General features: G+C 39.7%; 16 protein-coding genes. 3 read left to right on the top strand and 13 right to left on the bottom strand.

Going from position 1 to position 13647, the window contains the following annotated elements; all coding sequences use genetic code 11:
* Nucleotides 1-357: 357 nt before the first annotated feature.
* The 3 genes from RCO25_RS33455 to RCO25_RS33445 form a co-directional block, all read right to left on the bottom strand.
* On the bottom strand, nucleotides 358-762 hold the full coding sequence (locus tag RCO25_RS33455) for a DUF4259 domain-containing protein (RefSeq protein WP_309000378.1): 405 nt from the start codon (nucleotides 760-762) through the stop codon (nucleotides 358-360).
* 217 nt (nucleotides 763-979) lie between these two features.
* Complete coding sequence (locus RCO25_RS33450) at nucleotides 980-1468, bottom strand: hypothetical protein (protein WP_309000377.1); 489 nt, start codon at nucleotides 1466-1468, stop codon at nucleotides 980-982.
* A gap of 176 nt (nucleotides 1469-1644) precedes the next feature.
* Nucleotides 1645-2136: a hypothetical protein gene (locus RCO25_RS33445; protein ID WP_309000376.1), complete on the bottom strand. Its 492-nt coding sequence runs from the start codon at nucleotides 2134-2136 to the stop codon at nucleotides 1645-1647.
* 125 nt (nucleotides 2137-2261) lie between these two features.
* Here RCO25_RS33445 and RCO25_RS33440 point away from each other — a divergent pair, with 125 nt between their 5' ends.
* Entirely contained in the window at nucleotides 2262-3377 is a 1116-nt protein-coding gene (locus RCO25_RS33440) for an ATP-binding protein (RefSeq protein ID WP_309000375.1), read from the top strand.
* Between the two features lie 107 nt (nucleotides 3378-3484).
* Here RCO25_RS33440 and RCO25_RS33435 read toward each other — a convergent pair whose 3' ends face one another.
* From RCO25_RS33435 to RCO25_RS33390, 10 genes are all read right to left on the bottom strand, one after another.
* Entirely contained in the window at nucleotides 3485-4537 is a 1053-nt protein-coding gene (locus RCO25_RS33435; RefSeq protein WP_309000374.1) for a hypothetical protein, read from the bottom strand.
* A gap of 199 nt (nucleotides 4538-4736) precedes the next feature.
* The gene (locus RCO25_RS33430; protein ID WP_309000373.1) at nucleotides 4737-5159 is read right to left on the bottom strand and encodes a VOC family protein; all 423 of its coding nucleotides are present in this window, start codon (nucleotides 5157-5159) and stop codon (nucleotides 4737-4739) included.
* Between the two features lie 321 nt (nucleotides 5160-5480).
* Nucleotides 5481-5828, bottom strand: a complete 348-nt coding sequence (locus tag RCO25_RS33425; protein ID WP_309000372.1) for a DUF3221 domain-containing protein — start codon at nucleotides 5826-5828, stop codon at nucleotides 5481-5483.
* A 239-nt stretch (nucleotides 5829-6067) separates the two neighbouring features.
* On the bottom strand, nucleotides 6068-6544 hold the full coding sequence (locus tag RCO25_RS33420) for a UPF0158 family protein (protein WP_309000371.1): 477 nt from the start codon (nucleotides 6542-6544) through the stop codon (nucleotides 6068-6070).
* 151 nt (nucleotides 6545-6695) lie between these two features.
* Nucleotides 6696-7388 carry a phosphotransferase enzyme family protein gene (locus RCO25_RS33415; protein ID WP_309000370.1) on the bottom strand — a complete coding sequence of 231 codons (693 nt, stop codon included), beginning with the start codon at nucleotides 7386-7388 and terminating at the stop codon, nucleotides 6696-6698.
* A 36-nt stretch (nucleotides 7389-7424) separates the two neighbouring features.
* On the bottom strand, nucleotides 7425-7982 hold the full coding sequence (locus tag RCO25_RS33410; RefSeq protein WP_309000369.1) for a hypothetical protein: 558 nt from the start codon (nucleotides 7980-7982) through the stop codon (nucleotides 7425-7427).
* 1459 nt (nucleotides 7983-9441) lie between these two features.
* Nucleotides 9442-9735: a hypothetical protein gene (locus RCO25_RS33405; RefSeq protein WP_309000368.1), complete on the bottom strand. Its 294-nt coding sequence runs from the start codon at nucleotides 9733-9735 to the stop codon at nucleotides 9442-9444.
* 228 nt (nucleotides 9736-9963) lie between these two features.
* Nucleotides 9964-10314 carry a hypothetical protein gene (locus tag RCO25_RS33400; protein WP_309000367.1) on the bottom strand — a complete coding sequence of 117 codons (351 nt, stop codon included), beginning with the start codon at nucleotides 10312-10314 and terminating at the stop codon, nucleotides 9964-9966.
* 97 nt (nucleotides 10315-10411) lie between these two features.
* A complete protein-coding gene (locus RCO25_RS33395; RefSeq protein WP_309000366.1) occupies nucleotides 10412-10609 on the bottom strand; it encodes a hypothetical protein in 198 nt (65 codons plus the stop codon).
* Nucleotides 10610-10688: 79 nt separating this feature from the next.
* Entirely contained in the window at nucleotides 10689-10970 is a 282-nt protein-coding gene (locus tag RCO25_RS33390) for a hypothetical protein (RefSeq protein WP_309000365.1), read from the bottom strand.
* A gap of 234 nt (nucleotides 10971-11204) precedes the next feature.
* Between RCO25_RS33390 and RCO25_RS33385 the strand changes: the two genes are divergently transcribed.
* Nucleotides 11205-12083 (top strand): tyrosine-type recombinase/integrase, encoded by an 879-nt coding sequence (locus RCO25_RS33385; RefSeq protein WP_309000364.1) that lies wholly within the window; start codon nucleotides 11205-11207, stop codon nucleotides 12081-12083.
* The gene (locus tag RCO25_RS33380; protein ID WP_309000363.1) at nucleotides 12076-13209 is read left to right on the top strand and encodes an IS91 family transposase; all 1134 of its coding nucleotides are present in this window, start codon (nucleotides 12076-12078) and stop codon (nucleotides 13207-13209) included. The genes RCO25_RS33385 and RCO25_RS33380 overlap by 8 nt, the downstream gene beginning before the upstream one ends.
* Nucleotides 13210-13647: the final 438 nt, after the last annotated feature.

The following is a 13647-nucleotide window of genomic DNA, read 5'->3' as shown; positions in this document are numbered from 1 at the left end:
CAGCGTTTGTTTTAGCGAATTTGCGTACTCATTCATTGGCGTAACCTCCTCGTTTTTCAAGGGGCTTCGCCACACATTTATACCTACTTGTCAAGTCTTATTTCTCTTTTTCGTACAAAAAAAGAGCGGGCTATCTTTTTCGATAACCTGCTCTTTTTCTTGATATTTGGACCTGCGCCTTAACTAAATGACATCGGCCATGTGGCAGCCCTTCAGGGGTGGAACTATCGTTATCCGTTAGCATAATGAATTTCCGACCGCCAAGGGATTAGTCCCAAGGGGATCTCCAGGGATCGTTGGCCAAATAGCTCGAAGTGTAAATACGAAGTTATGTGAAGTACCCCACTCCTTGATTTACTACAATCGGTTTTCTAAATCATTTATAATTTTCAACCAGGTCTTATAATCTTCCGATTCTTCCCAAAGTTCTTTTAGTTCAGAATCCTTTTTTATCTTCTTAATAGCTTTCTTTGCAACTGGTAATAAGCTTTTTCCTTGACCTTTATGCAACTCAATCCATTCTTTAAGCCCTTCTACATAACTCGATTCATTCTTTAGTTCCTCACCTGGTTTACCTTGAAGTGCAGCAAGAATTTCAATTGCTCCAACTGCATTTGAAGCTAAGTCAACTTCTAAATAATCTTCATCGATTACTGTTTCAAGGGTTTCATTGATAAACTCTAAACCTTCAGATTCAATAAGTTCAGCTTTCCAATCCAATACATCATCATTCTCGAATATTCCAGTTCCCCATGCTCCCATGTTAGACACTCTCCAGTTTGAATTTACGCAAATTCTCCATACTTGAAGTATTCGCGAGGTGATTAAACAATCCTGCCCGTTAGCTTAATGATTTACTGCAATCCTACGTATCGCAGATGTGTCGCCCGCGAATCGAGTTCCCCGTTAGTGCAACATCAGACAATAAAAAAACCACCTGTCAGGTGGCTGTGGCTATTCAAAGTTTAATTGAGATTATCTATTTTTTATTTAGGCTATCTGCTAACGGTATTTCAGCAATAACCTTTGTTCCATCTATTATAAGTAAAACACCTTCAAGTGAAGTTGACTTTACTTTTCCAACATCAACGTTTTCCTTAATTTGAAATTCAGCATGAAAAGATGCTTCTTTTCCAGGCTCTAAAATACCTTCTGAGCTGCCGCCTCTAAATTGCATTTTTCGGAATACCGTATTCTGTTGTATCTCCATCAACGAAGCCAGTTTATCATATGGTCTTACTGTCACTTCCAAACCATATGAGTGATGTCCAGGATAGTCGAATGTTCCAAAAATTCGTTGTGACCCAGTATTTTTGATTCTGAAGTCGTATCGTAGTATATGTTCAGATTTAATGACCGTTGTTTCTACATTTGTCAAAACAAGCTCACCTTTCTTTACAAATCCCATAGTAAAGAAAAGTGATAAGCACATCAGTAATACAATTGATACTTTTAATACTTTTTTCATAATTCCCTCCCTTGAACAAGCAGTTCGTTTATTTCCTGGGCTCGTTCTCAAGATAAGATAACCAAGCTTTGGTAAAAATATTCTTTATTCCACTATCCTGCCCGTTAGTTTAATAAAAAGAGCAAGCCATCGTAGCGCCTGCTCATCAATATGTGTTATTCAACTATCATGTCCCGTTAGCTTAAACTGCCACGAGCGTTGTTCCAGGCTTCAAAATATTCATCGATGGTTTGATAGCGATTTCCTTTCTTAATATTGATAGCTTTTAATGCAATATAATAAAGTTTTTCACCTGCTTTCCATTTTTCGAAAGAACGATCACTCCCTCCACCAAATAGCTGAAATGCAGTAGCCCCCATAAGAAAAACATTTGACCTTTCATCAATTTCTCTGCCTAATTGAAATTCTTCAGGCGACATATACCGACTTGATCCCGGCATTCGTCCAACATTGTTCATTACCGGTTTTTTGCTGTAAAATTCTATATCGCAGATCATTGTTTGTTTTGAAGTGAAATTATACATGATACAACCATCATAAAAATCAATCGCTATATATCCTTGCTGGATAACAAGTTGATGAAACAAAAGGATATCTTTATAAATATTGAATTTTGCCTCTAGTGGCAAATCTATAAATTCATTAAATCTACCATACTGTTTTCCCATACATTCGCCTTCAAACCACTTAAAAACTGGATGTGATTTACAATCACTCATAGTCATGTTAAGATATACGTAATTACGCAGATACGTAATTACGTATTTAAATAATTAAAATGAGGTGATGTTTGTTGACTACTTCTAGGGATTACGGTAAGGAATTGGATTTTCTTACGGTGGAAGTGAATGAACTTAAACAACTTCTAAGTCACTTTATCGGTGTTCAATCGTCGTCACACAAACCGTTACATGTAAATGACTTTAGAAAGGCGAGCCCTATAACAGAAGTTGAGAATGATTTAGGCGAGATCTTTTATTCCGGTCAATATCGTGGACAAAATGGGCTCAGATGGGATCCTCAACAAAGAAATGTAAGTCAATTGCTTGACCTCGACAGTGATAAGGGAGCAAAAGTGCTAGCTGCTCTTGGTAATAAGCAGCGATTGGACATTTTAACCACAGTTTTACGCGGACCACTTACTGGTTCAGAAATTGTAGATCAATTAAACATGGGGACTACCGGGCAGCTTTATCACCACACTAAAGCATTACTCGGAGCCGATCTTTTAGTTCAGGAGGAAAGAGGTGGTAGATACTCCCTTCCCCCTCACCGAACATTGCCTTTACTCTTGTTACTCTCTGCAATTTCCGACTTGCTTGATACAAGTAATTATATGGAGCTTACCGAAGCAAGAAATAATGCAGGAACATATCCAGGTGAACAACACGAGGGATACGATCCAAACCATCTTTTATGGGCTGTGCTCGAAAACTCTGTACTAGAGCATGAGGCCGGCTACTGTTCTGAAATAAGTATAGTTCTTCAGAAAGATGGAAGTGTGACTGTGGCTGATAATGGTCGAGGCATTCCAATTCAGGCCCTACCTAATTCAACCAAGGCACCAGTACAAACAGTTCTTACGGAAATCGGACACTATAATACAAGTGCCTCTGTAGTTGCCCCTGGTGGACTTAAAGGAATCAATATGCCTGTGGTTAATGCACTCTCAGAGAGATTGTCCGTGGAAGTTCGCTGTGAAGGAAAAGTGTTTCGTCAAGATTTCAAACATGGAATCCCGCAATCTGAACTATTAGTAATCGGGGTAACAAAGGAGACAGGTACCAGTGTTACCTTTAGACCGGATCAAGATATTATCGCATCCAGCTTTGATAAAACTCAATTATTGAATCGTATAGCAGAATTCCAGAAAATTTACCCCAGTCTAAGTGTTGAAATTATCGAGTAGAGCAATTTAAGGCAACGGAATATTTCCGTTGCCTTTTAAACATAACTGCCCGTTAGCTTAATGATTTACTGCCATCCGACGAACTAAGCTTCGTAGGTGTGTCGGTGTTAGCTGCAGTTACATTCTTCTTCGATCAACTTATAGACCATTATTTGTTCATTATCAAAACCAATAAACTCTTTAGATTTATGATGATAGTTATCTGGATTTATTTTCTCGTCTTCGAATAGTAGAATTCCACTATTAAGATCATATATTTTAATTCCTGTTTCCTTTAAACAAGAGAACAAATATGTATCAATAAAAATATTACCTGACGAAATTGGAAACTCCTTAACTATATTTCCTGTCTCTACATTCATCACTCTGAAGATCCATCCATGTGGCTCATCTCCATCAATAAAATCATAATTATTTCTACCTACTAATCCAATCTCGTTATCACTTATCCAACATAATGGATCGTTCCAATCCTCTTTTTCACACCAAAGATCTTTTTTGCTCATTCCGTCTTCCGATTCCCATCGATTTTCTATCCATTCATGAATGCTCCAACCTGTTACACACCCCATCGGGTGCCAAACCCATCCATTATCAACAATCCATTTATTATCAGGTGAAACTACGAGTTGACCATGAAAATAATCCAAATAATGTTCTGATCTAATTGATTTGCTTTGTGTTAGTTGAAATTTGGGATCATCTCTATCAGTTAGCGCTTGATTATCGATTGGATTTGTTATATCCAGTCGATTCCACTTTGTACCATGAATTAATAAAAGTTGAGCATTATAATTGACAAATGCAACCGGAAAAATTGTTTGTTCATAATGATAATCATCTCGATTAAATCGCATAATGGTCTTCATTGAAGAAATATCTATTACAATTCCCTGTCTTCCAAAAGTATTATATACAGTAATTAACTCAGCATTTGGCGAGACAAGTAGAGACACTTTCTCTTCAAATACTATTTCTTCATTATCAAAAACAAATAGCTCTTTAAACACATTCTCATTTGTATCCAACTCGATAATTTTTCTGGTTGTAGTAAGAATCAGAAATTTATTACTTTCATTAATTATAGGTTGTACGTCAATAATATGTTCTTCGTTCCCCTGTATTGTTTTCATTTCAAACTGAAATGTTTTGGTTGTCATTGAGATCCCTCTACTATAATTAATGTAATTTCAGCTAACGTCATATTTACGAACTTCGCGAACTTTCCATATTTAAGATATTCGAGAATTGAATTAACCTATCCTGCCCGTTAATGAAAAAGAGCAGCTGCCGAAGCAAACTGCTACTTGATTTTTCAACTATAGTTATCCGTTAGCGTAACTAAAGGCGACCCCACCATTACGCCCTCTTCGTGAAAATCTGGAAGGTGACGCCGAATTTGTCGGTCACCATCCCGTACGCGGGGCTGAAGTGGATCTCCTGCAGGGGGAGATCCACCTGCCCGCCCTCCTTCAGCGCCTTATAATACTTCCGGGCCTGCTCCTTATCGGCGACAGTGACGCAGATGTTCACCTGCTTCCCCTGAGCGAACCGGACCCCCGGATCCGTATCGGCGACGAACAGATCCGTTCCTCCGATCTTCAGGACGGAATGGGCCAATCGGTCCCTCGCGTGCTCCGGCACCGCTTGTCCAGCTTCTCCGGGCGCTTCGCCGAAGGTCTGCTTGAATACCACCTTCGCGTCCAGCGCTTGCTCGTAAAAGGCGATCGCCTCCCGAGCGCCGCCGTCCAGCATAATAAACGGAGTCAATTGCACTTCCATGGTTATACAGCTCCTTCAACCTTTAGGATTGATCTCTCCCTGATAGCATAATCTTTTATAGTGACAACTCCTGTCATAATCAATAGTTTTTTTACGAACAAATCGATCTGACTCGGCCGCTACATTAAAACATAACCGGAAATCCGTTGTAATATCCCACTAACCTGCCCGCTAACTTAAAAAAGAAAGAGAGCAGCTGCCGTATGATAAGCTCCCCTTTCCGTAGCAGGTTTTATTATTTCACCTGTCTACCGTAAGGGGAGCATATCAGTAGCAAACTGCTCATGTTTGTCCAACTATCGTACCCGTTAGCGGAGTTGCTTATTTCTTGGTTACGTCCGCCGTCGCCCGAGCTGGATAGGAGAGGTCAACCGTCCCGTTAGGTATTTTTATGCTTACTTGGTCACCTACCAAGATAGCATCGTAATCTGTTTTATCCACTGAAAGCCAGATTGCGTTTGGTTGAGCTTCCTCCAACATTTCGCTAAGTGGCACTTCGAGGTTAGCGACCTTGTCTCGGACCATCAAGATTCTCCCATCCTCTTTCGTAACAACAAAACCTTCTCTGAAATCCCAAATTTCACCAGATTGGCCACTGTTGTTGTTGTTAGATGAGCATCCTGTTGCCAAAACCAGGACGGCAAAGAGTAAAATATATATTTTCTTCATAGTCGCTCTTCCTCCAAGTTAAGTAATTACTACAACAATATAAACGGCTGAAATAGTGAAATGTTTCTCAGAGGGACAATGCAATATTTGTAATCTTCCCCAGTTATTTTGTCCAACTTTAATTTAAAATCGTGCAAAACTGCCCGTTAGCTGAATAGCCAAGAACAGAAAAGCTGCTGTTCACGCAGTCAGCTCTTTATTTTATTCAACTCTTATTTCTCGATAGCACAAATATTACTTCATTCCGCTATTACAAGATCCTTCTCTTCACACCATTCAATAACTAATTCCTTTATCTTTTTTTCTTTGAATTCATACCATTGTTTTTCGACATCATGTTCTCTGATCCTGTCTTTAAATCTTCTAAATGCCCCTCTTCCTTGAATTGCTCCAAACAATTCTTCTCGAACCTCTACTTCGCTTAATGTTCCGATAAATTCTTCTACAATTTCATACTCATGGTACTCGTTTCTTAATGTGAAATCGAGGTAAACCTCGTGTTCATCCTCTATAATTTTTATTGCTTGTTCAATGTTCTCTCTTTGCCAATCTGGATATTTTTCAAGTGGCTCTTCATCTTCAGCCGCTCTCATCTCGTCTCTCGATAATGTTACAACTTCTCCTGTCTGGGTGTTTATAAAGGTAAATGTCTCATCTACTTGAATTTCAATTTCATTAATTAGATCATCTAATTTTACCGCTGCTTTTTTCTTCATTTCATACCTCTCCTTTCATTGAAATCCCTTCTACAATACAGTTTAATTAAAATACCTGAATAAATCAAAGAGGAGCTGCTTTAGAAAATGTAACTCCTCCTCAACAATTGTATCCGTTAGTTGAACAAATTACTCCCAGTAAGGAGTGCCGTTAAAAATGCATGGTTTCGAGCTGGGCTGCTACAAAGAAGCCTTCCAATTTTTCAACATAATTATGAGGCAGTTCGAAATGCTTGGCATAGGTTTCAAGCAAATGACGTTTGAATGCCGGATGAATGTATGAAAATGTCCAACCTAAGTCGAATAAGAAATAACCAACTCCGCAAGCACCAAAATCAATGGCTCTAGCTTCCTGTTCATGAAACACAAAATTACTTGGGATCAAATCTGCATGAATTATCCCCCAATTACCAGATGATTTTTCAATGTCGTTCATCATTGAAAGTGCGCGTTTCCCAGCTGCTGCCATAATTTCTACTTCATTTTTATTGAGTTCATCTTTTAAAGCCAGTTCTCTTAGTTTTTCTAGCGATTGTATAATTCGTGAATGGTCAAATACAGGCCGGGTAAATGATAATGGCACTATCCAAGATGATGAATGTTTATGTAACTTCCCTATCATTTCTCCTACATAACCGGCCTCCGTGACGAAAGGCACAATTTGTTTTTGCTCCCCTTCTACCCATTTCAACAACGTACAATTTACGCCGTTAATCACAGTAATATAATCATTATTGTTATTTTTTAATGGTGTTGGCACTACCAAATCCGTGTCTCTTGTTAATGATTCCAGCCAAATCATTTCGGAATGGATGACTTCTCTCTCAGACCAAATATGTTCCATTGAAATTGTACCCGTTAGCTTAACAAGGGATTATATCTATTCCTTTTCCTTAATCCATTCTTTGTATTCTGGTAAAGTGTATTCGTCAGTTTTTACGACCGTCCAATGATTGTCCTTATGTTCTAAGAAGACCTTTATTAAATATTCCCCTCCAGACTCATCGAAATCATTTCTCAAATAAACAGTACTGCCATGAACAAGAACTACCACTTCATTATCGTTTATTATTTTCACTTTAATTCGATCGTTACTTTCAATGTTGTAATTGGCATCTAATAAATCAAAACTTTGATTAAAGGATTCAACCTCATATTTCTCAATATTGACTCCTTGTTTGCGGTCAAAATTATCCTTTAGGTCTCGGTACTTATCCCACAAAATATTTATATCTTTGTTAACCACTGCTTGTGTTTTATAATACATGTACTCTCTTACAGGCTTTGTATATTTTACCCAATCAGATGGTTCTGGCTCTACAAAACCTTCCATATCTGCTTTAGTATTAAGGTTTTCTGTTTGGGTTGTATTTTGCTGACACCCGATTAAAGATACTAATATAGCAACCATTATACTTCTTAAAAGAAAAATCTTCATATTCTACCCCCCCTCGTATATTATAAGACAATTTTAATTTACATATGTTGCAAAAATGGTTAATTACTGATATCTCCTTGCACTATCCTGCCCTTAATAAAAACAAGGAACAGCTGCCGTGACAAACTGTTCCTTGTTTCGTGGCAGACTGTCTACAGTTTTACTGTCGAGTTTTTCGAGAAGAGTTTACCAACCATTTTTCTGTATACCAGGATCCGCAGGAGAATACGATTGCTGTAGCAGTGTAACAGCAATAGAACAAGGATGCTTCCTGAGAAATTGGATTGAACAGAAAAGACAGACTGAAAGGAATGTATGCGGCTCCCATCGCAAAAAAGCCGGGAATTAGAAAAAGGATTGTCTGGAGAATAAGAGAGGAGCGGCGAATCGCTCGTAAGAACAATATAATCGTGATATACAATGGGATGACAAAGAAAAAGAAAGGAAGGCCGATCCAAGCCCAAATCAAATTGATATCAATAGCCATTTCTTGATCATAAATAAGTCGGAGAACGCCTATATAGCAATAAACTCCGGCAAAATAGCTAGTTACGCTGATCAAAGAATACATAAGCAGGCGTTTAACCATGTCGTTGTATCCCCCTTCGCTGTAAATGCGCGGTTTCTTTTTTTAATATCTTGTTCTATATTTCATAGTTCTCTGGGATCTGCGTGGTGCACCCTGGTCGTTGGAGTTATACATTCCCCTAAAATATAAACGGTTTGCGAAGAAATAATGTTACGCAATTCTGCCCGTTATTTCAACGATCAGGAGCAGGTGTTGCAGCGGCGCCTGTTCCAAATCTTAATCATTAAGCTAGCGTTTCCCGTTAGCGTAACAAACTTGTGGAAATCTCTGGCTACTGATGAACTATTGAGCTCCATTAGCAGTGCGTCCCTTTATTGGTGATAAAATATCGATGTACACACTCCCATCAGCGATAATGGGTTTAAAGGTATCCAACCCCTGTAATACTACTCTACCATCTAAGCCTTTAATGGATTTCGTGACCCATGCGTCTCGTATGATTGCCTCATAGCTGACTTTTTCGACACTTTTAATTACAGTTAACTGATTGAGATCACCGAGCTCTATTATGTTCCCCGGCCGTACCTGGGTAGTTCGCCCTCTTTGCTTGACCGCACCATAATAAAACAAACCCGTACTCGCCACTAAAACCCCTGCTGCCCTAACGCCAATTTACCGGATATGCTCAAGAACGACCTTCTGGTAATCTTTCTAGGAAACTAACCATTCATAGCGCTCACCTCTCGGATAGATTACGGTAAGAATATACCGACATAATATTTTTCTCTTATTTTTACTGCCGTTACTTTTCGCTATCGTTACCCGTTAGCCATCCATGCCGCTCACGCGACACCACAGATTATGGAAGTAATTGCGTTCTTCCATGGGAGCGTAATGAGCGGTCCTGCTACTATATGCAAAGGTGCATATTTACGATGTGAACGCAAATCCTTCTTCATTGCCGTGGATTGCGTTAATGTAGAGATGCGTCACGCGTTCGATTCCTTTAACAGGAATGGCGTATACGAGCTTCCCGTCTCTTTCCTGAAGAGCCAGGGGGCCGGATATCTCCAATAAGTCGTTTACTTTTGCAGTTGCCTCTTCGGGAGACAGCTTCGGTTTTAACGGAACGTCTTGTTTATAAATAAAATAATTCGTGGCATCGAGCTCTAACAGCCTGCCTTTCTCGCGGTCGATCACGATGTCTACTTTCTGCTGTACCATCGGTATGTTTTCCCTGATGGGAATGAACATCAGGCGGAGATTCGTGTATTCATCTTTGGTTTCATACAGCTCGAGGGGTTCCTCGCCCCATCTGTCGATCCATTCTTTTGCTAATAGGATCGCTTTGTCCTAATCCAGCTCGCCCAATGGTTCGTCGTGTTTCTCCTCGTTCAGCTTCTCAAAGCGTATAAGCCACCTTTCCAATCCTCGTGTACAGTAATTTTTATTCTAAACCTGATTAATACCTTTATGTCGAGATCTATTTTCCCTAATTGTCAAAATACCCGATATGAGGTACATAAAAGAAGTAACTCCAAACAATTTAAAAATACTCGGGGTCATCATCATATAAAGGCTAATAGGAAGTGACCAGACAAATGCAATAAACATATGGGATGGCTTTTTGAAAACGGATGCTAACAACGCTACACACGCTGGAACAAAAAGCAAAAATAATGTATTTATCAAAACGTCATTCTCAGCACGTTTATGAGTGTATGGATTTAGTAAAGTTAATATAATCCAAAGTATCATGGTGCAAATTGAAGATATTACTCCAATGCGTTGTGCAATTTTCATTCTCCATCCCCCTTTTTGTTACTTTACCCGTTAGCGTAAAAGTGCTTTCCTGCCCGTTAACAAATGGATATGTAAAAGCTGAAACTTCAATGATTTTCTATTTCAACTGACGTTTAAGAATATATGTACTTTGGCTTTCTTTGACTACCAGTTCCCATCCTTGATCTCCAAGAATATTTAAAACTCTTATGAGGGAGATATCGTTGTATTTTGGAAGGTGATCCCTTTCATCCAAAAAGTATTTAACACCATATATATCATCCTGCTTTCTCAAGACAGTATATTCAAACTTCATGACAATCACCTCTTATTCTTTTTTAATCTGATATATTACCATAAGTTGGTGACATTGTAATTTCGAATTACCCTGCCCGTTAGGTTAATGATAAAAACTTGGAAAATACAAAAAGTAGTAATTCAACAACTACCAATAATCCACTTAAAAGAATCGAGATAAGCGAGCTTGAAGCTGATTTCCAATTATTAATACCACCAAGTCCGAAGACACTCATTAATAAGGCAAATATAGCCATCCAAAGTATTATTATATGACCATTAACAGGCAAAACAGAGGTGAATCCCGATAGATAAAAACCACCCCAACTTAACATCGAGAAAAAAATGGAATAGGTGTTAATTTTCTTTCTCATATTCATCTCCATTTCAACTCCTTTCATAACAAGACGTCTTGGCTTATATAAAGTTGCGTTAATCTGCCCGTTAGCTTAACGCCCAGCAGTACATCTGTACAAAATCCCTCATTGGACTAAACCGCTGCCGCGGTGGTAAAAACCATAAACCCAACATTTGTGCTCTTATCAGTAGCCTGCTCCTCCCTTAAAATGACCATGCAGTTATACTGCTAAACCATTTTACGAGGAGAGATCAGCATGGACAACAATGAACAAGTTCTGTCACGGTTAAGAGAAGACATCCTGCTCAGAGGGCTGTCAAAGGGCATATTGGAAACCTATACACTGAATGTACGCATTTTTTTGACGTACTGTAATCGTCCGGTGGACGAACTTGATGTGGAAGACATTCGTAAGTTCTTACAATACTTGATTCATGAAAAAAAATCTTTACCCGGAACCGTAAATACGTACAGTGCAGCGATCCGGTTTCTCTTTGCCGTTACGTTGAACCGTACACTGAATTATCTTCAGATTCCACGCCAGAAAAGGCGCAAAGCCTTCCCCGAAGTGCTGACGAGAGAAGAAATATCGACCATTATGACCGGTTGCGAGAACATCAAGCATAAGGCCATGCTCATGGTGGTCTACAGCTCGGGTCTGCGTGTCAGTGAAGCCGCGGCTCTTAAAGTCCAGCATATCGATTCCAAAAACATGCGGGTGTTTGTTGAATGCGGCAAAGGCGGCAAGGATCGGTTTACCTTGCTTTCGGAAACTTGCCTCCATGTACTGCGTGAATATTGGAAAGCGTATCGTCCACAACATCCGGAAGGTTGGCTTTTCCTCGGCTATAAGGTCACTCCTATCACTCCCGCCGGTATCAAGGATGCCTTCAACAGAGCGGTGAAACGAACGAATATCACCAAAGATGTGTCCGTTCATACGCTGCGCCATTCCTTTGCCACTCATTTGCTTGAAGATGGCGCCACCCTCTTACAGATTAAAGAATTGCTCGGCCATTCCAATATTCAGTCTACGACGATTTACCTGCACCTGACCAATACAACTTCAGGTGTGAAAAGCCCATTGGACCATTCACCAACGAAGGAACGTACATCGGACGCTTCCCATGGTTGAATTACAGGATATTTTTGCTGCACATGGACAAGCCTATCGGCTTAACCACTCCCTTTGGCTCAATCAGTTAAAAGTTATGCGCGCGATTGAAAGCTGTAGAACAGCATCTTTGGGCGGGCATGTGGATGCGTGCGACACCTGCGAGTTCACACGCATTTCTTACAACTCCTGCCGGAATCGTCATTGTCCCAAGTGCCAAACGTTAAATAAAGAACGCTGGATTGAAGCCAGGAAAAATGACTTGCTGAACGTTGGCTACTTTCATGTGGTATTTACCTTGCCGGATCTGTTAAACCCAGTTGCCTATCAAAATCAACAGATCGTTTATGATCTGTTATTTAAGGCCGCAGCCGATACGCTAGCCGAGCTTTCTGCTGACGAGAAATATTTGGGCGCGCAAATTGGCTTTACCTCGATTCTCCATACTTGGGGACAAAACCTGATGCACCATCCGCATCTGCATTGTATTGTTCCGGGCGGAGGCTTGAATGCTTCCGGCAAGTGGGTTCACTCCAGAAAAAAGTTCTTCATACCGGTTAAGGTTTTATCAAGAAAATTTAGAGGTAAGTTTTTAAATTACCTTAAACAGGCCAAACTTATGTTTTATGGCACCATTTCTGATTTGAAAGATCCCTGCAGGTTTCATGATCTCATGTCATTGCTTTATCAAAAAGAATGGGTGGTCTACTGTAAGCCTCCCTTCAAAAATGCTGGCTGTGTTATTGAATATCTCGGAAGGTATACGCATCGTGTTGCGATTTCGAATAACCGTATCGTAAAGCTTGAAGATGGTTTGGTTACCTTCAAGTGGCGTGACTATAAGGATAGCAATAAACAGAAAGAGATGACTGTAACAGCTGATGAATTTATTCGCCGTTTTCTGATTCACGTGCTGCCTACTGGATTAACGAGAATACGACATTATGGTTTGTTAAGTCCCAGAAATAAAGCAACGAAGCTCAAACTATGTAAAAAGCTTACGAATACTAAATTAAATGATCCGCCAAAAACAAAGTTGACTACCCTTGATTTTTTAAAAAAGCTGACGGGTAAAGATTTCACCATCTGTCCTTGCTGCAGTATTGGCCATCTTAGTAGAGCTTCGCCAGAACAGGTAATTGCATAATGTTTTTCAAATGCCTCTTTATTGGGGAGGGGGAAACTATGTCTGAACGAGAGGTTTCGATGTACTTGGGTCCCCCTGTTTAATACTTTGACTTCTCTCATTTGGAATACATAGCTTCCCAGAGCAGAATGCACATCATTAATTCCCCATAGTGCTAACCCACCGCAGTTTAGTCCAATTGAATTATCCAAAGTCAGCTCCTGTTTCTTGGGGAGCTCATTTTTTTGTCCGACTTTCGATAATTCACTATTCATTTTGTGAAGAAGCAAAAGGAGCTGCCGCGGCAGCTCCTTCTTCGTTTGTATAAAGTCCTTCATTGAACTAGCTATGATGAACGTAAAACAGCCCCGTATTTACTTCGAATCGTAGGTTAAAAATGGATAGTGTAAACCACACCATTTTCAGAACTACAAAGCAAAAGGAGCTGTCTACTATGCA

The sequence above is a fragment of the Paenibacillus sp. LHD-38 genome (genome assembly GCF_031157315.1).
Lineage (GTDB): Bacteria > Bacillota > Bacilli > Paenibacillales > Paenibacillaceae > Pristimantibacillus.
This window is presented reverse-complemented; position numbering and strand designations above follow the sequence as displayed.

What these genes read in the sequence shown, in the direction of transcription:
- RCO25_RS33420 (WP_309000371.1), bottom strand. Translation starts at nt 6,544, where the DNA reads ATGAAGAAAAAAGCAGCGGTAAAATTAGATGATCTAATTAATGAAATT.
- RCO25_RS33400 (WP_309000367.1), bottom strand. Translation starts at nt 10,314, where the DNA reads ATGAAAATTGCACAACGCATTGGAGTAATATCTTCAATTTGCACCATG.
- RCO25_RS33385 (WP_309000364.1), top strand. Translation starts at nt 11,205, where the DNA reads ATGGACAACAATGAACAAGTTCTGTCACGGTTAAGAGAAGACATCCTG.
- RCO25_RS33425 (WP_309000372.1), bottom strand. Translation starts at nt 5,828, where the DNA reads ATGAAGAAAATATATATTTTACTCTTTGCCGTCCTGGTTTTGGCAACA.
- RCO25_RS33435 (WP_309000374.1), bottom strand. Translation starts at nt 4,537, where the DNA reads ATGACAACCAAAACATTTCAGTTTGAAATGAAAACAATACAGGGGAAC.
- RCO25_RS33450 (WP_309000377.1), bottom strand. Translation starts at nt 1,468, where the DNA reads ATGAAAAAAGTATTAAAAGTATCAATTGTATTACTGATGTGCTTATCA.
- RCO25_RS33430 (WP_309000373.1), bottom strand. Translation starts at nt 5,159, where the DNA reads ATGGAAGTGCAATTGACTCCGTTTATTATGCTGGACGGCGGCGCTCGG.
- RCO25_RS33455 (WP_309000378.1), bottom strand. Translation starts at nt 762, where the DNA reads ATGGGAGCATGGGGAACTGGAATATTCGAGAATGATGATGTATTGGAT.
- RCO25_RS33445 (WP_309000376.1), bottom strand. Translation starts at nt 2,136, where the DNA reads ATGGGAAAACAGTATGGTAGATTTAATGAATTTATAGATTTGCCACTA.
- RCO25_RS33405 (WP_309000368.1), bottom strand. Translation starts at nt 9,735, where the DNA reads ATGGTACAGCAGAAAGTAGACATCGTGATCGACCGCGAGAAAGGCAGG.
- RCO25_RS33415 (WP_309000370.1), bottom strand. Translation starts at nt 7,388, where the DNA reads ATGGAACATATTTGGTCTGAGAGAGAAGTCATCCATTCCGAAATGATT.
- RCO25_RS33410 (WP_309000369.1), bottom strand. Translation starts at nt 7,982, where the DNA reads ATGAAGATTTTTCTTTTAAGAAGTATAATGGTTGCTATATTAGTATCT.
- RCO25_RS33390 (WP_309000365.1), bottom strand. Translation starts at nt 10,970, where the DNA reads ATGAATATGAGAAAGAAAATTAACACCTATTCCATTTTTTTCTCGATG.
- RCO25_RS33395 (WP_309000366.1), bottom strand. Translation starts at nt 10,609, where the DNA reads ATGAAGTTTGAATATACTGTCTTGAGAAAGCAGGATGATATATATGGT.
- RCO25_RS33380 (WP_309000363.1), top strand. Translation starts at nt 12,076, where the DNA reads ATGGTTGAATTACAGGATATTTTTGCTGCACATGGACAAGCCTATCGG.